This is a genomic window from Arthrobacter sp. OV608, assembly GCA_900110595.1.
Classification (GTDB): Bacteria; Actinomycetota; Actinomycetes; order Actinomycetales; family Micrococcaceae; genus Arthrobacter.
Map to the genome: position 1 here is coordinate 226449 of FOEZ01000002.1, position 21983 is coordinate 248431.

16 protein-coding genes and 1 pseudogene are annotated in these 21983 nt (G+C 62.2%); 11 read left to right on the forward strand and 6 right to left on the reverse strand.

The annotated features are described in order from the left end of the window. Positions 1 to 7 precede the first annotated feature (7 nt). The 4 genes from BMX78_RS03825 (at position 8) to BMX78_RS03840 (ending at position 2424) form a co-directional block, all read left to right on the forward strand. Complete coding sequence (locus tag BMX78_RS03825; RefSeq protein ID WP_091416599.1) at positions 8 to 619, forward strand: signal peptidase I; 612 nt, start codon at positions 8 to 10, stop codon at positions 617 to 619. Positions 620 to 660: 41 nt separating this feature from the next. Next, complete coding sequence (locus BMX78_RS03830; RefSeq protein WP_139204870.1) at positions 661 to 1365, forward strand: hypothetical protein; 705 nt, start codon at positions 661 to 663, stop codon at positions 1363 to 1365. Continuing rightward, a complete protein-coding gene (locus tag BMX78_RS03835) occupies positions 1352 to 1867 on the forward strand; it encodes a hypothetical protein (protein WP_139204871.1) in 516 nt (171 codons plus the stop codon). The genes BMX78_RS03830 and BMX78_RS03835 overlap by 14 nt, the downstream gene beginning before the upstream one ends. Positions 1868 to 1965: 98 nt before the next feature. Continuing rightward, positions 1966 to 2424 carry a hypothetical protein gene (locus BMX78_RS03840; protein ID WP_091416605.1) on the forward strand — a complete coding sequence of 153 codons (459 nt, stop codon included), beginning with the start codon at positions 1966 to 1968 and terminating at the stop codon, positions 2422 to 2424. Positions 2425 to 2455: 31 nt separating this feature from the next. Here BMX78_RS03840 and BMX78_RS03845 read toward each other — a convergent pair whose 3' ends face one another. Beyond that, positions 2456 to 3232 (reverse strand): response regulator transcription factor, encoded by a 777-nt coding sequence (locus BMX78_RS03845; protein WP_091417090.1) that lies wholly within the window; start codon positions 3230 to 3232, stop codon positions 2456 to 2458. Between the two features lie 680 nt (positions 3233 to 3912). Continuing rightward, positions 3913 to 11652, reverse strand: a complete 7740-nt coding sequence (locus BMX78_RS03850; RefSeq protein WP_170850675.1) for a PKD domain-containing protein — start codon at positions 11650 to 11652, stop codon at positions 3913 to 3915. A 1356-nt stretch (positions 11653 to 13008) separates the two neighbouring features. On the opposite strand from BMX78_RS03850, the gene BMX78_RS23825 reads away from it, so the two are divergent. From BMX78_RS23825 to BMX78_RS23605, 7 genes are all read left to right on the forward strand, one after another. Then, entirely contained in the window at positions 13009 to 13191 is a 183-nt protein-coding gene (locus BMX78_RS23825; protein ID WP_502686270.1) for a hypothetical protein, read from the forward strand. Between the two features lie 56 nt (positions 13192 to 13247). Beyond that, a complete protein-coding gene (locus tag BMX78_RS03860; protein ID WP_091416613.1) occupies positions 13248 to 14393 on the forward strand; it encodes a sensor histidine kinase in 1146 nt (381 codons plus the stop codon). Beyond that, a complete protein-coding gene (locus tag BMX78_RS03865) occupies positions 14390 to 15385 on the forward strand; it encodes a DUF8320 family protein (RefSeq protein WP_091416616.1) in 996 nt (331 codons plus the stop codon). Before BMX78_RS03860 ends, BMX78_RS03865 begins: the two co-directional genes overlap by 4 nt. A 149-nt stretch (positions 15386 to 15534) precedes the next feature. Next, a complete protein-coding gene (locus BMX78_RS03870) occupies positions 15535 to 15756 on the forward strand; it encodes a hypothetical protein (RefSeq protein ID WP_139204873.1) in 222 nt (73 codons plus the stop codon). Between the two features lie 9 nt (positions 15757 to 15765). Next, complete coding sequence (locus tag BMX78_RS03875; RefSeq protein ID WP_091416621.1) at positions 15766 to 16173, forward strand: hypothetical protein; 408 nt, start codon at positions 15766 to 15768, stop codon at positions 16171 to 16173. Between the two features lie 141 nt (positions 16174 to 16314). Next, a complete protein-coding gene (locus tag BMX78_RS03880; RefSeq protein ID WP_139204874.1) occupies positions 16315 to 16968 on the forward strand; it encodes a hypothetical protein in 654 nt (217 codons plus the stop codon). Positions 16969 to 17062: 94 nt separating this feature from the next. Beyond that, positions 17063 to 17374: a DUF2752 domain-containing protein gene (locus tag BMX78_RS23605; RefSeq protein ID WP_170850676.1), complete on the forward strand. Its 312-nt coding sequence runs from the start codon at positions 17063 to 17065 to the stop codon at positions 17372 to 17374. Positions 17375 to 17473: 99 nt separating this feature from the next. Here BMX78_RS23605 and BMX78_RS03890 read toward each other — a convergent pair. The 4 genes and pseudogenes from BMX78_RS03890 to pdhA form a co-directional block, all read right to left on the reverse strand. After that, positions 17474 to 17587: pseudogene (locus BMX78_RS03890) on the reverse strand (2-oxo acid dehydrogenase subunit E2); the annotation flags it as partial. A gap of 398 nt (positions 17588 to 17985) precedes the next feature. Beyond that, on the reverse strand, positions 17986 to 19512 hold the full coding sequence (locus BMX78_RS03895) for a dihydrolipoamide acetyltransferase family protein (protein WP_091416632.1): 1527 nt from the start codon (positions 19510 to 19512) through the stop codon (positions 17986 to 17988). Positions 19513 to 19514: 2 nt separating this feature from the next. Then, complete coding sequence (locus tag BMX78_RS03900; RefSeq protein WP_091416634.1) at positions 19515 to 20627, reverse strand: alpha-ketoacid dehydrogenase subunit beta; 1113 nt, start codon at positions 20625 to 20627, stop codon at positions 19515 to 19517. After that, positions 20624 to 21844, reverse strand: a complete 1221-nt coding sequence (pdhA, locus tag BMX78_RS03905; RefSeq protein WP_091416637.1) for a pyruvate dehydrogenase (acetyl-transferring) E1 component subunit alpha — start codon at positions 21842 to 21844, stop codon at positions 20624 to 20626. Before pdhA ends, BMX78_RS03900 begins: the two co-directional genes overlap by 4 nt. Between the last annotated feature and the right edge of the window lie 139 nt (positions 21845 to 21983).

Below are 21983 nucleotides of genomic sequence, written 5' to 3' on the forward strand. Positions count from 1 at the left end.
CCCGAAGATGGCCAGACACCGCGATACGGCGCACCGCAGCGGCCGCAAACCCGCCCTGTTATTCCAGATGGCCGGTATGGCTGCCATGTCCCTTGCTGTTCTGGCCGCCCTGGTCCTGATCGTCGTTCCACGGCTTACTGGTTCCTACACCTACACCGTGCTGACCAGCTCCATGGCTCCGGCCTATTCACCCGGAACGTTCCTCGTGGTCAGGCCGATACCGTTCGACACGCTCCGAACCGGTGATGTCATCACCTACCAGATCGAATCGGGCCGGGCAGATGTCATCACGCACCGCATCGTCGCCGTAAGCTCCACCCAAAAAGGCGAACGAACACTGATCACGAAGGGTGACAACAACTCTGTCGAGGATGACAAACCCGTGCTCGAGGTCCAGGTCCGGGGCAAGCTGTTCTACGCCGTGCCGCATATTGGTTTCCTCGCCACCGCCGCCTCCAGCGGACGGGATGGAGTACTGCCGTTCATCGCCGTCGGCCTGGTCGGATACGGACTGTTCAGCATCGTCCGCGGCGTCCTCGGCAGGAGAAAGGATCACACGCCGGCCCCGGCCTCTGTCACGGAAGAGGACCCGCATCCACTTTCGACGCCCGGCCCATGACCGGGGACAGGTCTCCGTACTCGAGCGGCATACTGACCGCTTTGGCTGGTACGACGGCGGCCGCTGCGATGCTGGGAACATCAGCCGGCGCGGCACGCGCCGCCGATTCGGACCTGCTGCTCAGCTCCGACGGAGTCATTTACTCCCAGACACTGGCCCGCCCGGTTTTCGACACCACCTCCGGCTTCGTGCCCGGGTCATCGTCATCGGCGGATATCTGGATCCGCAACGCCACCACCGATAACGCATTCCTCTCGGTCGCCGCGCTAGGAAACGGACCCGCCGAGGAGTTGGCAGCAGACCTGGGACTGGCCATCCACTCCACCCTGGGCTCCACACCCCGAACACCACTGGGCGGTGCCGGTTCCTGCACGGATCTTGCCATCGGCTGGGCCCTCTCGCCTGGTGAAAGCCTCCGCCTCACCTTCACGCTGGACATGGACCGGAACTCATCAAACGCCACAAGGCGGCAGAGCAGCGGCTTCGATGTGCGCTTCCTGCTCGAGGACCAGGACGGCTCCGCCCGCAGCGGCGCCTGCCGCGCCAGCGGGGGTACAGTAATGCCCGGCGTAGCCACCCCTGTCCCTCTGCCCCCGCCAGTACCCGGTGCTCCGCTCGCCGTGACCGGGGTCCCGGATCCTTGGGCATGGGCCCTGGCCGCCGTTGCGTTCCTGACGGCCGGCACCGGCATCCTTGCGTACATCCGGCGGAACAAGGCAGGATCAGGATCTGATGACAAAAAATGACCCGCTTCCCCGCTTCAAGGAAGCATATCGCCGCTTCGCCAGGGCCAGCGGGGTGGAGCTAAAGTCATTCCGCGCGGTCATCGTCGGGTTCTGCCTCACCCTTCTCATAGCAGCTGGCACCGGTTCTGCCCTCGCGCTGTGGAGCCAGAGCTCCTCAATGACCATGCAGGTGAAGGCGGGTACGTTGCCCTCCCCAGACCTTCAATGCGCCAAGGTCCCCAACGAGACAGCGGTCCTGGTCACCTGGACCCCTCAACGGGCAGGAGCCACCGGTTATGACGTCACTGTGACCCGGAATGGGCAAACCATCAAGACCGTGAGCTACGCGGCCGCGGTCACCTCGGAAAAGATCACACCCGCGCTTTTGGGCGTGGGTGACTATTCCTATTCTGTGACAGTCACGGCAAAGTATGGTTCGTGGCAGGCCCAGCCCATCGCTTGGAGCACCATTCGCGCGAGCATACCGCTGGTCGGGCTGTTGGCCACCATTTCCTGCTCCTGACGCCCTGCCCCCTGCCGCTGCTCAAGGAAGACTTCAGGTTTGCACAGGATCAGCGAAAAACAGCCTATTCCTCCGATTCCGTCCCCTAGCCTTGACCCATGGCAAGCCACAACACCCCTTCCGCCCGATGGCCTGAAGTTACCTCAGTCCAAGCCAGTGTCTGCGGGAACGGGAGAACGATCCAGGATCTCCCCGGCACGGCCCTGCCCATACTGGACGGCGGGATCCTCGATGAACTCGAAGACGAACTCGCTGACTACGCATTGATGTGCCGGTTCGCCGCAGACTATGCCGCACTCTGGAAGCACCGACTCGGACGCCTTGCCGCCGGCATCGAGAACCATGATCGGAACGGGGCCCTGGACGCGGCAATCAGCATCAAAGTGTCATCAGCAATGATCGGCGGTTTGAGCCTGTCACTCATCGCAGAAACCCTGGAACATGCGATCCGCAAAGACATCCTGAACGACTCCGCGCTGCTGCTCGCCAGCCTGGCGACAGCAGGCGAGGCCACCCTGAAGGAAATCGAAACACGCTACTCAGTAGTGGGCGAATAAAACCGTCCGCCGCAGATGCCTGTCCCCCCGTTCACGTATCACCCGAGCGCTTCCTCGCCAAGCAATACCCCACCCCACGGACCGTCTGCAACCAGCGCGGAGACTGAGGATCGTCCCCGAGCTTACGGCGGAGATTACCAATATGGACTTCAACTGCGCGCTCATCTGCCTCGCTGATGTAGCCGCCGGGACTGAACCGTCCGCGGAGCGTGCCTACGAGTTGCCTTCGTGACCGGACCGCGCCAGCGCTACGAAGCAATTCGTGAAGGAGATCAAATTCGCTGCGCGTCAGATCCAACCCCACTCCCCCTACGTCTACAGTCCGCATCCGGTGGTCAAGGGACAACCCGTTGTGCCGGAGCACCGACTCCTCGCGCTGGGACGCACCAGAGGATGGTTCCGGACGGGATACCACCTGTGACCCGGAAGAATGACCCGACCGGGGCCTGCGCAGCAGCGCCGCAATCCTGGCCCTCACCTCACGCGGACGAATAGGTTTCGCGATGTAGTCATCGGCCCCGGCCTGAAGCGCGGTCAAGATATCAGACTCCGCAGTCCGGCCGGTAAGCATCAGAACGTACGCGTCACTGAATTGCCGAATACGACGCAAAGCCTCGAATCCGTCTATGTCCGGCATCCCCACGTCCAACGTGACTACACTGGGCTGCCTGTCCCTGACCATCTCCACACCGGTACGCCCATCATGTGCTGTGTGGACCTCAAAACCTGCCTGCCCGAGCACCCCCGCTAGGAGATGGCGCATATCCGTATCGTCCTCAACCACCACTGCCACACCAACATCACTCATAGTCCCCCCAAGAACCGTCGCCCCAGCTTCCCCCAAACACTCCAACGCTTGGAACCTGGCCTACCTCCCAATTACCCAGAAAAGGTCAAAGATATCGCCAGGAAGAGTCACTCGCTATTTGGCTTACCTTCTCGGGAGCAGCGAACCAGGAATGATCCCCACAACGCCGTATTGAAAAGTTCATAAAGAATTTTGCCTGATGAAACCTGTTCACCTCATATCCGATTCCCGCATAGACAGCAGAGAATCGGCTAAGTGGCATATCTGCACACACTTCACGAGGGAAACCAATTCACCATCTTTTGCGAGCATTTCCTGCCGAAAGGTGTCGCTGCCCTTGAGTCGAGCCGTGCGCAGTAGCGGGTGTAGGCCTGACTCGGACGGATGTGCAACTGGGAGCTGGGTCCAGCTGATCAGTGCTCGGTTTGGGGTAAACCCTCCGACGGTTTCAGCGCTTGGCGATGTTCGGCAGCAGCAGGCACCGCCAAGCCGAACCATTGCCGACAACGTCATTCAAGCAGCCGCCAGCGCCCCTGGTCATCGCCAACTGACGACACGAGGCGTCAAGAAACTCTGAAGTTCATCGCGTTACTACACCGGAAGAAGCCGTACGACGGCGGCACGCGGCCGCCGTCGTACGCCTCACCTCCTCGCCGGTTCAGGCATACCAATCGTGCTGCCTACGGAACCGCTTTCGTGGGCTTCTGTCCGGCTGCGGGGTTGTAGGCAGCGTAGTTCTTGACCTCCGACCCAGACGATGCTGCTCCGAAAGCGGATACGCGAACGGAACCCTGCGGAGTTTGCTTTTGCTCCGTGTCGAACGTGTGTGTAGCTGCGGAGCCGGGCGCAATTTCTCCGAGGTCCTTGATCCCGAAGCGGCTTTCCAAAGTCACCCTTTGCGACTCGTTCGAGGAGTTCGAAACCTGGACTTCCAGGATTACCTTTCCTGCCAGGAATTTAGGGGTAACAACGGCGCTGACCCCGTTCGGAAGGACCTGAGGAACAACTTCCTGCGGGTGGAGTGTCATGGGTGTGCGGCCAGGAACCGTCGCCGTGGCTGCTATTGTCCCGTTCGCCCCAGTAGACACGGGGATGAGGGAGTCCGCGTAACCCTTGGCGTCGCTCAGAACTTTATAGCTCTGTGAGCCGCCGGCGAAGGATGCCGGGCCCTCAATTTTGAACTCCACTTCCGCTCGAGCAACCGCGTTTCCTGCGCTGTCCAGGAGCTTGACCCGGTATGGCTTGAGCTCAGACTCCGGGGCCAGCACCGTCTGCGGGAATATCAGGGCGACCTCCGCAGCCCACCCGGCCCGTACTTCGAGCGTCGTGGCCCGCCGTCCAAACCCCGGGTCGCCGATCACCGATACGGGGAATTTCCAGAACCCCGGGGGCACCTTACCGCTGACCCCGCCATCAGCAGCCACTGCCAGTTCAACACCCGGCGGTAAGGTCTCGGAATCAAGTCGCCAGAGCGCCGTGGCACCCTCCATGGTTTTGGTCTCGAGCTTTGTTTGGAATCGGCCGTTCCCGGCTGCCTCGACTGTGTGGGGGTCGGCCTTTGGAACCGCAACGCGCATCAGACGATCTCTCGTTAGCTTCGCGAATTCATGCAGTGCCGCGTCTCGCTTCACGTGGTAGCTCGTATGGACGAGATAACCATCGATGTACCTGGTGCCGTCACACGCAAGCTTTGCGGCAACGTTCGCATGACAGAGCACAGCGGTGAGGTCGTCGCAGATAGAAGTACTGGAAGCGTCGCAAACCACAGGAGAAGCGCTTTCGGAAGCCACCGTTGTGAGGGTGTCACAGACCATGTCGTTTTCGTCGCATAGGGAGTATGTTCGATCGGCCAGGTGGACGGGAACAGTCGGCCTCCAAATGGGCCTTGAGACCCCGAATTTGTACTGGGCCGTTCCCCAGGTTTGTCCTCCAATAACCGGGCTGTTCGACGCGTTCGCGAGGAGGAAGGCACCGGCAACCTTGTCCCCTGGAACCAGTTCCGGGGACTCCGAAATTGCACGTGAAACGACGATGCCGCCCTGGGAATAGCCTGCCAAAACGTACTTTTCATCCACGCAGTTCTTTTCCGCTCGCTTCGTCAGGAAACGCTTGAGCTCGATCACACCGGACTCGATGCTGCTTACGTAGTCAACAGGGTCTACTGTCACGTTGAAACTGACAACTGGGACAGGAGCAGCGGGATAGTCCACCCGCACGGTTTTGTAGGAGCGGTCAGCACCTAACTGTTCTGAAAGTTTGTTGGCCAAGGATTGAATACCATTGCCCAGCAGGCCTTCGCCGGATCCTGCTGCACCAATGAAAAGAACGTCGACACACTGCGCCGGGTCCGTCGAGCTCCCACCGATAGCAGATCCGCCGTTCGTCTCCGGGATCACTACAGGTGGATTGATCGGCATCTGAAGAATTCGATGCTTGGGCACCACGGCGCCGCCGGATAACTTCGTGACTACCGCGTAGTACTTCCCGAGCTGGCTGCTGCCGCCTGAGAGTTCACGGACTACAGGAAGGAGAGGAATGTGCCCTTCCGTCACAAGGTTCCATTCTCCCGAATCGAGATCATCCCGTGAAAACAAAAAGTACTCAGCGGCATCGCCGGTCCCCTGCCAACCTACGGTGAGCTCCATGTCGAGCAAAGGGCCGCCCCAAACTCCCTTCACATTTAGATCTTCCGTCCGCGAGGAGTGCGCCGTCCTGACGGGAGCGTAGTCCACGTCCACGCTTCCACCGGTCGAGACAATGAAGCTCTTCCGAAGGTCTTCATCGTCGATCCCAATGTCACCGGAACCGAGCGAGTAGACAATAAAGTCCTTTTCCAGCACCTCGCCAGGGAGGAGCGCGGCGGCGGACATCTTGTAGTCGACGTCGGGTGCCAGCAGGTAGTTCGTGCCTGCCAAGACCTCGAACGCCGGGTTGTACACCGGTATCCCGGAGCCATCCGGCGTTTGGTTCCGCAGCTTCACGGTCACGCGGAACGGGTGGAGTTCTTCGGCCGAGGGGTCGGCGATAACTTCCATCTCCAGTGCTGAGCCACCCCAAACCTTCAGGGGTTTTTCCGTGCTGGCCTCAAGGCGGACCGGCGCCCCGACGGGTTCCAGAACACCGGTGTATGTAGCGGCGATGTTGTATTCACCCTCGGTGTCGCCCCTTAGGGTCCAGTAGATTGTGGCGCTTCCGCCGCCCGGGATGTCCGCTGCCGGCACGAGTGCCGTCTGCAGAGCCGCCGTGGGGGCCAGGCTTATCCCTGCAGGAAGGGCAATTTCAGCCTGTCCCTTGGAAAAGGTGAATGCCGCATCAGAGAGGTTCTGAACAACGAGGCGGGCTTCAAAGAACTCTTTGAGGTAACTCCCCCGCGTCGGAACAATAAGCCACTGCACGATGCGCTGGCCACCAACGGTGGTGGTACTCGGGGCGAAGTCGTAGTCTCCGATCGTAAGTCCGGTAGCGGTGGTTCCAACCCAGTGGACCGGAGCGTACGGATCCGTTCGGACACCGATCTTGTCCTCAATGTTCCAGAAGACCTGGATCGGCGGAGCCTCAGCAGCTTCTTCACCGTTGACCGCGAGGTGGATTTCGGATTCAAAGACCTGCTGGTTCTCAGGCGCCGCCGGATCGATACCCAGGTCCACGATCTGATCCATGGTCAACGTGCGCGTATCTATAACGGCGGAACCAACGTCGCCGGAGGTCAGTACCGCCTCCGCATTTCCTGTTCCCGCGCTAACTACCCCCTGCACCACCACGGGCAGGTGACCGCCGGCTGACACAAAGACACTGTGTTCGCCGTCGGGCAATCCGCGAAGGACTGCAACACCGTCAGTGCCGGAAGTGGCAGTCACGCGCCGGCCGTCGGAAAGGTTGATTGTCACAACGGCACCGGACAGCAGATTCGCACCGGACTTCACCGTCACCGCCAGCCCCGGCAGGACACTCGCCTGTTCCACTTTGACCGTGGTGGACGACGTGGCAGTCTCGCTGCCATTGCGGACCGTCAGCGAAACAACAAACTCACCCGCAGTCGAGTAAACGTGCTGGGCCCGCAGTCCGCTGCCAGTGCTTCCGTCACCGAAGTCCCAAATGGCTTCCTGAATCAGGGGCAAGGGCTTGGACCGGCCGGCGTCAAAGAGGACCGGCTGACCAGTTTCGGCCTGTTGTGGCTCGCCGGCGTCTGCCAGGAGAGGCTCCGGCAGGACGACGCTGATCCGTGCAGTCGTGGATGTTGACCCCGCGGCGTCCCGTACCGTGGCGTGCACCAGGTAGGACCCGGCTTGAGTGTAAGCGTGCGTGATCGTTTGGCTGCTTGGATACCGGCCCTCAACGCCTGCGCCGTCACCGAAGTCGATGGCGTAGGACAGTGGGTCCCCGTCCGCGTCGGTGGCGTTGAGCGTGTATGTCACCGGCTTGCCAATCTCGACGGCGGCGGCTGAAGTGGCAAGCTCAAGCTGCGGTGCCGTGTTGGGATCCTTAATGGTTAGGTCGTACGCGAAGGGAGCAACACCTTCTGCTGTGGCAACAACCGATAATGTGCCAGCTGCTGCCCCCGCAGATACCAGGGGCGAGTAGACCCAACCGTCCGCGTTCGTCTTTCCTGTGTAGGTTGCAGCTCCATCGGCGAAGGTTGACCCGCTCGAGCCGGTAACAGTGAAGGTGACGCTGACCTGCTCAGTCGGGTTGTCCTCGGCGTCCAGGGCACGGATGCCCAGCGGTACCGGGAAAACTCCTCGTGCGGGTATAGATTGTCCACTGCCCGTGGCTTCGGTCAGTACGGCTGGCCTGGCCAGCGGCTCTGTGGTCAGGGTGAAGGTCTGTGGTTCCAGGGTTCCCGACGCTGCAGTTATGGCGGCTTCGCCTGTTTCGGCTCCTGCGGTGATCGGGCCGGAGCTCGCCCGTCCCTGGCTGTCGGTTATGGCGTAGGTCCTGAAGGTTCCGGCGAAGTTCGCCCGGCTGGGCGCCTCAGCGGTGAAACGGACGCGTTGGTTCGCTACCGGATTCCCGGCGTCGTCCTTAACCACTACCTGTACCGGATCGAAAGTCTTGCCGACCTTTGCAACTTGGCCGTCCCCGGCGACTTTCTCCAGGATCCGCGCGGAACTGAGTACGGCCAGGTCAAAGACTGCCGGCGAGATTCCGTCAGCGGTTGCCGTGACGGTGAAGCTTCCACCTTGGCTTCCCGCGAAGAGTGCGGGTGCCACTACATATCCTGCGGCATCCGACGTCGTGGCGGCCGAAGAAGCGCGCGCCCCATTGTCGAGGACGAAGTAGGCGTCTGTTGCTCCTTCAATGGCCCACGTGACGGGGACGTTGGGGATTCCGACGGCGGTATCCGAGTTGGAGACCCGGGCTGAGAGGCGTGCAGGGAAGCCGCTGTTGGGCTGAACGCTTTGGCCTCCCCCGCCGAGGTTGTCCAGCACGTTCGCCACCGGGTATGCCAGAGCCTCGAGGCTGAAGGGCGTGTAGGTCTGGCTTCCGTGCTCTACCGACACGGTGAAAGGTCCGGTGGTACTACCGAGATAGACACCGGAGTAGTAGGAGTAACCTGGCGCCGCTTCACCGTTGGCGTCCGTTGTTGCCGCGACGGCAGTGGACCAGGTGTAGGCGAAGCGGTGTTCGAGCTCAGGCGGAAGCATGAAGGTGACCACCTGGTTTGGAACGGCGTATCCGTCCGAGTCTCTGGCCACCACACGCAGTCCTGATGTGTAGTTGTTGGGGTAGAGCTTTTGGCCGTCCCCGGCTATGGCGGTCACGGAGGCGATTGGACCGACGACGCGAAGTCCGTCCCAGCGCAACTCATTCGATTCGCCGCTCCTGGCCGTGACAGAAAATGTTCCCCTGGTCTCCCCAGCGGCAATCGTCGGGGTCGGAAGGTTGCCCCACCTGTCTGCCCTGAGGACTACCTGTTCCTCCAAGCTGATGATGCCCGTTGCTGGATCCGTGATTTTGAATCGGGCGCCGGTGTCTCCTTCAATGCGATAGGTCACCTCGGCATAACCAGCAGAATTGCCGCTGCTATCGCGGGCATAGGCATAGGGGAAGCCATAAAGATCTTCGCCGGTCTTGATGTGGGGACTCGCCTGGTCGTAGGTGTGCAAGGCGGCCGCCGCGGGGAACGACTTCACCGTAAACGTGAAGGGCTCGCCCTGGATTCCGGCCGCGGCGACGTCAACAATGACTTCTCCCGGGGCATCAGGGCCGGCGTCGGCGCAGAGGGCCACGGACGAGTAGGCGTTACCGAAGGGATCGCTTCTCACGGTGACAGTTTTGTTGCCGCTCGCCTGGCCGCCACAGTACCCCCACCAGTAGCCGGAGAAGGACGCAGCGCCTTCCCGGACAGTGAAGGTGACTTCCTCGTTGCCGACGGGGTTCCCGGCTTCGTCCTGTACCCGCACACTGAGGTAGCCAAAGCTGTCCTCGGGAAGTACCTGAAGGCCATCCTGGGAAGTCTTGGTGATGCCGCTGGCCCCACCACTGACTGAAAGGTTGACCTGCACGTTGGGAACGTTTGGTGCAGATGCACTCAGGCTGACACTTCCGGGTGTTTCACCGGCGATGATGGTGGGGGCCTGCGCGTAACCGTAGCGTGAAGCCGTAACAGTCACGGGCCCGTCCACCCGCTGGCCCTGTCCGTCCACGAAATAGCTTCCCGTGCTTCCACCGAGTTCAAAAGTCACGTCCGTGTAGCCGGCGTAAGGCCAGGTCTGGCTGTCGGCAAGGATGTCTACCGCTCCAAACACTTCACCTGGCCTCGCCGAGAGGCCTTCGCCGCCAGCCACCAGCAACTGCTTGACGGCCGGGTAGCTCACCACGGTGTACGACGCGTCAGCCCGCTGCCCACCGGTGAGGGTGGCGCTGACGGCAGCCGGGCCATAGGCAGACTTCCCTGCGCCTGTGTAAAGAGCATCCCCTGCGTAAGCAACGCCGTTGGAATCGGTGATGCCGGTCCGGATTTTCTCGCTTCCGTCGGTGCTGCGGCCAATACCGACCGCTCCGCTCTCGACCGTGAAGGTGACCGTTTGGTTGCCCACGGGCCGTCCGTCACTGTCCGTGACAACTGCGTAGGGCCATCCCAGGCTTGAATCGGGGTACGCCGTGGTGCCCGTTTCCGGATACAGACGTACGGACGCAGGCTGCCCGACGACGTCCAGGTCGAAAGCCACCTGGCCGGCGAAGTCAGGGGTGGTGGCCTTGACGGTAAAACTGCCAAGCGTATTCCCGCTCCGCAATGGCGGCGTACTTGCCCGGCCGTAGCGGTCTGCCTCAACAGTCAACGCCGTCGTCCGGGTACCATCGGCCACCGCGAAATAGGCGCCGCCCCCGTTGATAATCTCGAACGTCACAGGAGCGTATCCGGCTGCGCGGCCCTGCTCGTCCCGGGCATACACGCCGAGCGGTGAAGCGAACGCGTCACCGGCCGCCGTCGTCTGGCCGCTTCCGTACTCGGGCATCAGGTTCCATGCCCTCGGCTGGCCGGCGACCTTCAGATGGAAGTCGGTGCTCTTGTCGCCACTGGAAGTACTCACCGTCAAGGACGTCCCCGCCGCCGTGTGGCCCCCGTTGGCGCGGAGAGTGTATCTGGGCACCGTCACTGTGCCGTCCCACTGGCTCGATACCTCGAGGGTCTTCTGGGCCTCGCTGGTGTTTGTGAAGTGTGCCTCCCCGTTCACCACGAAGGCGGTTCTCCGGTACGCCAAGGTCTGGCCGTCGGCGTCCCTGAGCACCGCCTGGAGGGGCTGGTAGTAGTCTTCGCCTGCCACCTCCTGGTTGTCACCGGAGAGGATTTCAATTCTCTCGACGGGGGCCAGAGGAATGGAGAACGGAACGGGTTCAGCGCCCGCGAGCCTCGCTTCAACGTCCGCGGCCACCGCGTACCCCTCGGGGCTGACGCCCGACCGGAGCACCTGGTAGTAATTGTGGCCCTCGCTCGTGGAAGCCACGCCGTCCTGGTCGGTTGCGATGGTCGCGGTGGGATATGACCAGGCGAAGTTGGCTGTGCCGTCCTTGGCCGCAAACTCGATCTGGGTATCAGGAACCGGGTGGCCATCACCGTCCACCGCACGGACAGACAGCGGCTTGAGCACTTCGTAGGGGCTGCGGAGCTGCTGGTCGCGGCCCGCCACATATTCCAGCCTTTCGGCGACAGTGGAGTGTATTTGGTCGAAAGTGAAAGATGCGGACGAGCCAGTCACGCTCGCCTCTACCGTGATGCTGCCCGTGTAGCCCGCGCCGGCAACGAGCCCGCTCATTGCTTCGCTGTACCGGCTGCTGGCTGAGGCCACGCCCTCCGCGTTGGTGGACAATTCCAGGGTGGTGGTGTTGGTCCTGTCAAAGAAGGCCTCACCGGCGGTGACATCGAATTTGATGGTGGCACCTGCCACCGGAGAAGCCGTTTCATCAGTCAGCCGCACTGACAGGACCTTGGGGCTATACGTGCCCGGCCGCATTCGCTGATCGGTTTCGCTTTGGTTCTGCGGAGTGATCGTCCAGGCAGGCAGCACACTGCCAGGTGCAGTAGGTTCCGGCGCCAGGGGGCTCGCCGGTGCGGCTGATGACTCCGAAGGTGAGGGAAGGGGTTCGGGCGCCAAAGGGCTTGCCTGTGCGGCTGAGGATTCCGACGGCGAGGGCAGGGGCTCCACCGCACCTGCAGGGATTACCGAGGCCGGCAGCAGGACCATGTATCCCGCCAAGAGTGACGAGGTGAGCCCAAGAGAGATTGCCCGCCTCAGTCGGGCCATCCCGGACACGTTCGAAGCAGGACCTTGTTTCATGTTGTTCCCCCAAATGCGGCAATAGCGCTATCGAATGGAAGATATCAGAAACAGAAAAAGTTACGTTGTCCGGTGAAATAAGTCGGATTTCCCGAAAGAGCCATTCCGGGAGCATGTGACAGAATCTGTCACCAACATCTGTTTGCTATTTATTCGAGGCACCAGTGCGTGACGATGGATTCATACGGTAATTGTTTTTTGTCAGACGTTTTCTTGCTTGTGAGAATCCAGCGGCCCCCCCCCAATATGACCGCTGGTTTCCCGGCTATTACCGGAGTAGCGGCTGCCCGCTCGTTACCTGCATCCAGTAGTTCTGCCCGACTTTAACGCCCGCCCCCGAACCCGGCACCAGCAAAAGCGGGTTAAGCCCGGCCATGTCCCCGGAAGTGGGGACACCACGTAACTTTTGGGACGTCGCGGAAACTCATTGCGTCACAGTTGGAACATTTGGAATGGAACCCCAAACTGATCTTCTTTGAAGGCTGCCAGAAGACACAGGGGGCAAGGGTGGAAACAGTACGTGCGGGGATTATCGACGACCACGAAGCCGTCCGGTTGGGGTTCGCGGCCTCGGCGGCCCGTGAAGTCGATGGCAAAACGCCCTATGTACGGGTTATTGGTGGTGCCCCCACCGTTGAGGCCTTTCTTGGTGCCGGACGAGGCATCTGTGATGTTGTTGCCCTTGACCTGTCCCTTGCTGACGGATCCCAGCCTGGCCATAACGTTTCGAAATTGACGGCAGCCGGCTACAAAATCCTTGTCTTCACACTGGGCGACAACGTGGGGCAGATTCAGGACGCCATCGCCAACGGAGCTATGGGAGTGTCCCTGAAATCCGAACCAATTTCCGGGACATTCGCCAAACTCCGCCGCATTGCGCTGGGCGAAACTATTGACAGCCAGGAGTTGGCTGCGGCCATTGAGGTGGATACCGACTTTGTCGAAGCAAACCTGTCGGACCGGGAACGCGAATGTATCGCTTTATATGCGGCCGGACTGGGCCAGTATCAAGTGGCGCGGCGCATGGGTGTCGCCGAGAGCACCGTGAAAAAGAACATTGACCGGATCCGCGAAAAATATGAGGCCGCCGGGCGCCCCGCCACCACGAAGATCGACCTTTACCGGCGTGCCGTCGAAGACGGTATCCTCCCCCCTCTGCTGCCCCTGCGGAAGCGCTGACCCTCGTGACCGGCGATTCCTTGACTGGTATTTCGGCCAGAGACACCCACCGGTTGATGGCCCGCGGCATTGCGGCCTTCGCGCTGCTGCTGCTGCTTCAGGCCGCGGGTTCCATAGCCGGCCAAACGCCCCACGCTGCTGCGTGGTGGAATGTTGTGTTCCTTTGGCTGTTCCTGGCACTGGTGGTGGTTTTCACCTTGGCCTCGGTTCGGGGCAGTGGGCTGTCCCTTCTAGCCGGCGCCCTTGCAGTGCTGGCCCTCGCCGGCCTGGCACTTTGGCCCTTGGCCGTTCCACCATCTGTGCCGGAAAGCTTCGGGACGCCCTGGTTGTGGTCCATGATCAACGTTGGCGCGGCGTGGTGTGCCTACGCCTTCGGAGCCCGCATCGGCTGCCTTTACGCGCTGATTATTGGCGGGGTGTTCAGCATAGTGAGAACAACGCCGCAGGGCGGATCCGGCGGGTGGCTGATTGCGGTTGAGGACGCTACGTTTGCCACCGTGCTGGGGCTCATCATCTGCGTCACGATCGGAATACTCCGCCGGGCAGCGGAACGCGCGGATACAGCCGCGGACAAGGCTATTGAGCAGTACAGGGAAGCCGCTTCCGCTACTGCCCTGAGCAACGAGCGGCTGCGCCTTGACGGACTGCTGCATGACAGCGTGATGACCGCCCTCCTGACGGCCGCCCACGCCGGTTCTCCCGAAGAACGGCTGGCCAGCGCCAGCCTGGCGGCCAGCGCACTGGACCGGCTCCGCCAGCAGGCGACAGAAGCCCCGGAAGCGGCACCTGCCGCGGTTTCCGAAATTGCTGCACGGATCCGTTTTACCGTTGGGTCGGGTACGTCAGCTCCGGTCCTCAATGTCACCTGCGAGTCTCCGGAGCACCTGCTCCTGCCCGCCGGCGTCGTCCGGGCTGTCTTCGAAGCCACAACGGAGGCAGTGCAGAATGCAGTCCGGCACTCCGGAGCAGACCGCTGCGAGGTCAGCATCATCGGACGCCGTACGGAAGGTCACGCGAAACTTCGAGTTTCCATCAAGGACAGTGGTTCCGGTTTTGACCAGGGCTCAGTCTCAGACCGACGCCTCGGGATAAAGGTCTCAATTGTAGGGCGAATGGAAGCCGTCGCCGGCTCAGCGAGAATCATCACCGCACCCCGCGCCGGCACCGAGGTCCGCCTCGACTGGGAAGGAGTTGAACCGTGATCCGCGCCATCTCCACCAAAGTAATGGGCGCCCTCTGTGCAGCGTTCGTCGCCGTGCACATAGCGCTGGGACTTCTTTCCCTGGACATGGTGTCCTCGACGTGGCCCGTACTGTTGGCCATGGCCATCTACCTCGCTGCCGTTGGCGTGGTCCTCAGGCCCTCCCCGGGACGGCTGTCCCTGCGTTCCACCGTCTTCGTGCTCGTAGCAGTTACGGCCCTCACCGTTCTTGTCACAGGTGTCCTGCCCACGGACAAGTGGCCGGGATACGCTTCATGGCACCTTGCTGCGACTTACACGTTGCTGGTGGCTGTGAATGTCCGGGGGCAAGTGCTGCTGTCATGGATCGGTGTGCTCCTCTCCGTCATCCTGAACACCCTGTGGGCCTCGCAGACCACCATGGGGTTCGTCGGCGGCCTGCTGCTGAACATCGCCACGGTGGGATGGGTAACCGTTAGTACGGGAATTGGCCATCTGCTGCGCACCAATGACCGCAAGGTGGGCCAGTACAGGGCCGATGCCGAAGCTGCCGCCGACTGGTTCGCCGCCGAACAGGCCTTGCACGTGGCACGAACCAAATGGCTGGAGCATGTCCGCCAGGTTGCCGCTCCCGCCCTTGACCAAATCGCGGATCCGGACCATGGCATCACACAAAGCGACCGGCTGGAGTACCAACTTGCGGAGGCCCAGTTCCGTGATGAGATTCGGGGCCGGGTCTTGGCGACGGCGCAAGTGGTTGAAGCCGCCCGAAACGCCCGCCAACGCGGGGTCACGGTTCAACTCCTTGATGACCGGCGGGAGAACCTCACCCCACGAATGCTGGCCGTCGTCACTGAACGCGTCGTCAGCATCCTTGACCAAGCCCGCACCGGCACTGTTACCGCCCGCGCCAGACCGCAAGGCGGAGAGTTGGCCGTCACCATCTATGCCGCTCCCGAAAACCCGGACGAGGCCACCTTCGTCGAATTCACCGACGGGTCCCCCGAGCCCTAAGCCACGCCGGAGCCGGAAAGAACTGCAGAGCGGAACAAGCGGGGGTCTCCCGCAACTGCAAAATCCTTGAAGGTGTCCCCTCTTCCGGGGACATGTGCTGCCAAGACCGAGCCACGGCGGGCCAGAAAAGCCATTTGCTCACTAGGTTTGTGACCACCGCGAATCAGAATAAAGGGGGCATCATGGGCAAAGTTCCAGAAATCAAGATCGTAGAGGCTGTTAAGGGCCTGATTGTTGTGGCCGGGCTGGCGACGAACGTCGCACAGGCAAACATCAGCCAAGCAGCAGCAACCCTGGCAAAAGAATACGGGGTCTCGTCCAGCCGCGAAGTCGAAGCGGAAATCGCACGGCATCTCCGCAACAAGGGATAGTCCCTAGAGATGAAGACCGAATTGAGTTCGTTTCCGGCAGGACTAGCTTCGGGTGACATCGAGTACATCCTGCAAAACGACGCAGACGTTGTGTCGCTGGAGCGGATCGATGGTGCGAAATCCATGTGGAAGATGTCCGTCGCCGTTAATGGAGCGGAACCGGTTGAAATGATTGCCGACAATGGCATCAATGAGATCTATTTCCAGGTACTGATCGCCATCGATTCCGACCACGTTTTCGAAGCCCTGACCGCGATAGCACCGTACGCCGTCATGGGCCTCTCCTTTGTGGGCGAGGGAGGCCTGTTCATGCGGGGTGCCTTCTATGTGGAGTTCTCGAATATGCACGCCCTGACCAACACGTACCGTGCAGCCGCACTTGCGTATAACGCATACTCACAGGCAATCGCCAACTAGCTTGGGCGAAGCCTTCCATCGAAAGGAAGGAGGGAAAAGATGTGCAACTGTAACTGTGCCTGGTGCCGTGAAGCCAAAAAGAACAACTTCTCTAACCACCGTTGTTCGCAGCTCCCCAAGTGTCCAAAGACCAAGTAGCTAATGCAGGTTACCGGGGCGGCCGAGGCAACTGCTGCCCAGCCTCCCCGGCAACTTGCATCCCACAACCGGGAGGAACTGAACGCTCGACGAGCGCCTTCCGTAACCCAGCTCTATATCATCAATCGCTACTACATGGGGGAAGCCCGAGTGGATCTCTTTTCGGTTTTTTGTTTTTTGGTCATTGCCGGCGTCGTGGCCGCGAAGGTAATTCCCATGGTCAAGCGGCGGAACGCCGAAGCCGAAGAGCGGCGGAAGAAGGAGGAATATGAAAATTCAATTCCTACCGCTTCTTTCTCCGTCGTGCACGACCCCAAGGAGATGCTGGAGGTGATCCTCCAGAACCTGGAGGTTGAAGACCTGCGCGAAAACGCTCCACTGCTTGAGACGATCTACTTTAGTTCGGTAACCAGCGATTCATTGGTTATCACGGCCGGAAACCGGACCATAACCCACTGGAACATGACCATAACGGCCAAGCCGTCCAGGTCCGGGGGGACGAAGGGGTTCATCACGTTGGACCGGGCACGGAACAGGGTCCTTCGCTGGCAGAGCAATATCAATGACACATTTTTCAAGGTGCGGTCGGTTGTCGCCGCCTCTGATGTGAACGGGACGTATGAAGGTGAGATGGGCGCTCCCCTGGCCTCGAAGTAGCTGCGAGTACCGCATAAGCGGGGGCAAAGTACGGCTCTGCCTTGGAATTTCCTTAGCCGTTACGCCCGCGGCCTGGGTCATCCTGACCCTGAAGATGAACCCCTACCTGGCTCTGGCTCATCCCTGCCTGTTCCGCCAAGTCAGTGGGTACGCGTGCCCGGGCTGCGGTTTTACGAGGGCGACCTACAGCTTTGTCACAGGCGACTGGGGAAGGTCGGCCAGCATGAACGCCGCCTTTCCACTCTTTTCATTCCTCTGGCTGTGGTGCGTTTTGATGCTGATGAGAAGGCAACCGTTGCTCTCGCACCGTCTTGACGAGGCAGTAACTGATGTACTCATCGCGGCAATACTGGTATTCGGCGTTGTTCGGAATCTCGCGATATGGGCTTGGCCTTTACCCGCCTGAGCCGGAGCACGTGGACGTCCGCTCGCTCCAGTGACGGGACGATGGTTGAGCCTGTCGAAACCCTGGAGGTTTCGACAGGCTCAACCACCAGCTTCGCTACTAGATGTCCGCCAGGAGGCTGTTCGGGCTTTCGATGGCATCGGCCACGAAGCGGAGGAAGCCTGCCGCGGTGCCGCCGTCGCAGACGCGGTGATCGAAGGCGTAAGCGAACTCGTCCAAGACTCCCCCGCCCTACTAATCGACCGGAGCCGCTCCTGCCATAGGGCGAAAGGGGTTCTCCATGGCCGCTCCTATGAATGTCTATGAATCTTGTGTATTTTGTGAATCTCGCACTACAGCTCTCGGCCTTTCTTCGGCACGAGACCGCGGCGCACGTCGCTCTCCGAAGGTGGAAGCCTTCCTCACGACACGTAAAGGGGATGGCGCTACCCATATTTGGCTAGCGACATCCCCTTGCGTGGCGGCAAGGATTATCCGAGTCGACAACGTGAGCGCCCGGCCGCCCCGAACTCGACATCGAGTGAGAGAGGCTTTGGGTTAAAGCGACATCGTGTGAGAGAGCGTTTGGATTGAACCGACATTAAGTGAGAGAGCGTCGGTGGGGGCTTGGGTTAGATGTCCGCCAGGAGAGAGTTCGGGTTTTCGATTGCGTCAGCTACGAAGCGGAGGAAGCCTGCGGCCGTGCCACCGTCGCAGACGCGGTGGTCGAAGGTAAGCGTCAGTTCGGTGACCTTGCGGACCGCCAGCTCGCCGTTCACCACCCAGGGCTTGTCGATGATCCGGCCGACACCGAGGATAGCCACCTCCGGGTGGTTGATGATCGCCGCGGAGCCGTCCACGCCGAACACTCCATAGTTATTGAGCGTGAACGTCCCGCTGCCCAGCTCAGTCGGCGTGGCCTTCCCTTGGCGCGCGACGTCGGTCAGCCGGCGGATCTCCGCGTCCAGTTCCCTGGCGGTCAGCTTCTCCGCTGCCCGGACCGACGGCACTACGAGCCCACGGTCGGTCTGGGCCGCAATGCCGAGGTTGATTCCGGCGAACGAGACAATCTCCTGGGAGCCGTCGGACGCCGTTTCGATCCGGGTGTTCAGCTCAGGGTACTTCTTGAGCCCGGCGGTCACGAAGCGGGCGATGAACGCCAACAAGCCCGGTACGTCTGATCCGCCGGCTTTGAGTTCCTTGCGGAGCTCCACCAGAGCGGTGGCATCGACGTCCACCCAGACGGTTGCCTCGGGGATCTCCGAGCGGCTGCGCGTCATGTTCGCGGCAACGGCCTTGCGCACTCCCCTGACGGGTGTGCGGGAGGAGATTGCAAGGCCCGTGCGGGCGTCGGTTGCCTCCGGTGATCGAGCCTGTCGAGATCCAGGAGCCTCGCTGGTTTCGACAGGCTCAACCGACGGCCGGGGTTTGGTTTCGGCAGGCTTGGTCTCGGCAGGTTCAACCACCGGCGTACTGATCGCCTTCTCGACGTCTTTGCGCATGATGATTCCGCCCTCGCCGGAGCCCGGGAGCTCGCCGAGGTCCACACCGTGCTCCCGAGCCATACGACGGACCAGCGGGGAGATCACCGCGCCGAGCTTGCCCGGGACGCGGGTGCGCAGGAGGGAGAGGTCGTCGAGGTCCTTCGTTTCGGTTGCCGTAGATACGGGCTCAGCCACCGAAACGGATGACTTGCGAGCGCGGGTGCGCCGGGCAACGCCATGGCCGCCCGGAGTGCCGTACCCGATCAGGACATTCCCGGAACCGGCTTTCTCCTCCTCCCGGTAGGCCTCAGCCTCAGGATGTGCGTCGGCAGCCGAATCCGTCGATTCACCCAGCTCGGTTTCGACAGGCTCAACCACCGGCTCCGAGGTTCCGGCAGGCTTGGTTTCGACAGGCTCAACCGACGGGGATCCCACCGGCGTCACCGAGATCAGCGGCTTCCCCACGTCCAGGGTCTCGCCCGGCCGCCCGTGCAGCTCCGCCACAATCCCGGCATACGGCGACGGCACCTCAACGGTGGACTTCGCAGTCTCCACCTCGGCAATCGGCTGGTCCACGGTAATCGTGTCTCCCACCGAAACGTGCCAGGACACCAGCTCGGCCTCGGTCAGCCCCTCGCCCAGGTCCGGCAACAAAAACACGCGCGCTTCACTCATAATCAGTTCTCCCACTGAAGGTCGTCGACGGCGTCGAGGATGCGGTCCACGCCGGGCAGGTAGTACTTCTCAAGCTTGGGCGCCGGGTACGGGATGTCGAACCCGGTGACACGGCGGATGGGGGCGGCCAGGTAGTGGAAGCAGCGCTCCTGCACCCGGGCCACGATCTCGGAGGACACGGACGCGAACCCGTGCGCCTCGGCGATCACCACAGCCCGGCCGGTCTTCCGCACCGACTCGCACACGGTGGCGTCATCGAACGGCACAATCGTCCGCACGTCAATGACTTCCAGCGAGCGCCCCTCCAAAGCGGCAGCCTCGGCGGCGGCGAGCGCGGTGGGGACGGACGGACCATACGCAATCAGCGTCGCGTCAGTGCCGGGACGCGCGACGGCGGCGCGCCCCTCAGTGGTGCGGCCCGCCGTCGTGCCTTCCATGTAAGAGGACCGCAGCGCAGCCAGGTCCACCAGGTCCTTGGACCAGTAGAGCTTCTTGGGCTCCATAAACACCACGGGATCGTCCGAGTCGATGGCTTCGCGGAGCATCCGGTACCCGTCGGTCACAGTGGCCGGCGTGAACACCTTCAGGCCGGCGGTGTGGGCGTAGTAGGCCTCGGAGGAATCGCAGTGGTGCTCCACTCCGCCGATGCCCCCGCCGTACGGCACCCGGATCACCATGGGCAGCTTCACCGCGCCGCGGGTCCGGTTGTGCATCTTGGCCACGTGGCTGACGATCTGCTCGAATGCCGGGTAGGCGAACGCGTCGAACTGCATCTCGATCACCGGGCGCATCCCGTTGATGGCCATGCCCACGGCCATGCCCACAATGCCGGACTCGGCCAGCGGGGTGTCGAAGCAGCGCTGCTCCCCGAACGTGGCGGTGAGCCCGTCGGTAATCCGGAAGACCCCGCCCAGCGTCCCCACGTCCTCGCCGAACACCAGCACGGACGGGTCGGCCTGCATGGCATCAACCAAAGCGGTGTTCAACGACTTGGCAAGGGTGACGGGCTGCGGGCCGGCGGCCTCGGCAGACGCGGCGGCGGAGGCGGCTGCCCGGGCGGTCGCCGCGGAAACGTTGCCGTTGGCCTCGGATGAGGTGGTGATGCTGGGGCTCATTTGCCGGCCTCCTCGGTAGATGCTGCGTCGCGGGCCAGTTCGTCGGCGAGCAGGGCGGACTGTTCCTTCAACTGCGGCGTTTGCTTGGCGAAGACGTGGCGGAAGAGCTCCTGCGGGTCCACGGGCACGTCCTCGCTGAGGCCTTCGCGCAGCTGGGTGGCCACCGCTTCAGCGTGCGCAGCAATCCGCGCCTCCACGGAGTCATCCAGCAGGCCGCGGTCCGTCAGGTAGGCGCGCATCCGGTTCACCGGGTCCTTCGCCCGCCACTCGGCAACCTCAGCGCTCTCCCGGTAGCGGGTGTCGTCGTCGGCATTCGTGTGGGCCTGCATGCGGTACGTGTTGGCCTCCACCAGCAGCGGCCCGGAACCCTCCCGAGCGAGCGCAACGGCCCGGTCCAGGACCGCAAGGAGCGCCACGACATCGTTGCCGTCCACGCGTTCGCCGGCCATGCCGTAGCCCACGGCCTTGTGCGCGAGCGACGGCGCCACGGACTGGTGTGCCAGCGGCACCGAGATGGCGTACTTGTTGTTCTGGACGAAGAAGATGACGGGCAGGTGGAAGACGGCGGCGAAGTTCAGGGCCTCGTGGAAGTCGCCTTCGCTGGTGGCGCCGTCGCCGCACATGGCCAGCACCACAGTGTCCTCGCCGCGGAGCTTGGCGGCGTGGGCCACGCCCACAGCGTGCAGCAGCTGGGTGGTCAACGGCGTGCACTGGATGCCCACCTTGTGCTTGAGGGGATCGAACCCGCCGTGCCAGTCGCCGCGGAAGATGGTCATCACCTGCACGGGGTCCACGCCGCGGGTCATCACGGCCACGGCGTCGCGGTAGGTGGGGAACATCCAGTCGCCGTCGGACAGGCACAGGGCGGCCGCCACCTGGCAGGCTTCCTGGCCGTGGCTGGACGGGTACACGGCCATGCGGCCCTGCCGGACCAGTGCCGAGTTCTGGTCATTGACGCGGCGGCCGACGACGAGCTGCTCGTAAGCGGCCAGCAGTTCCTCATCGCCGGGCAAGGGGTACTCGTGGCCGGGTTCGGTGCCCTGCTCACCTTCGGGCTTGAGCCGGCCGTCCGGGTCCACCATCTCGATCTGGTGCCGGGCCGGGAGCATGTAGTCCTCGGCCGTGATGCCGAACTTTTTGGCGGCCTCGGTGAGGGCGTCCTCTGCCGGCACCGGGCTGGCATGCTCGCGTGCGGTGTGGTCTGCGGAGATCGTCATTGTTCCGTCCTTCTGTTGCCACTATTCCTTCCCAGTATCTGCCCGCAGCAGGTTTCGTATCCAGCGTCTGGAGGAATCGTGGAGAAGCTGATTGATTCTGCCGCCGCGGGGAGACGAATTGTCATTGTGAGCCAGCTTA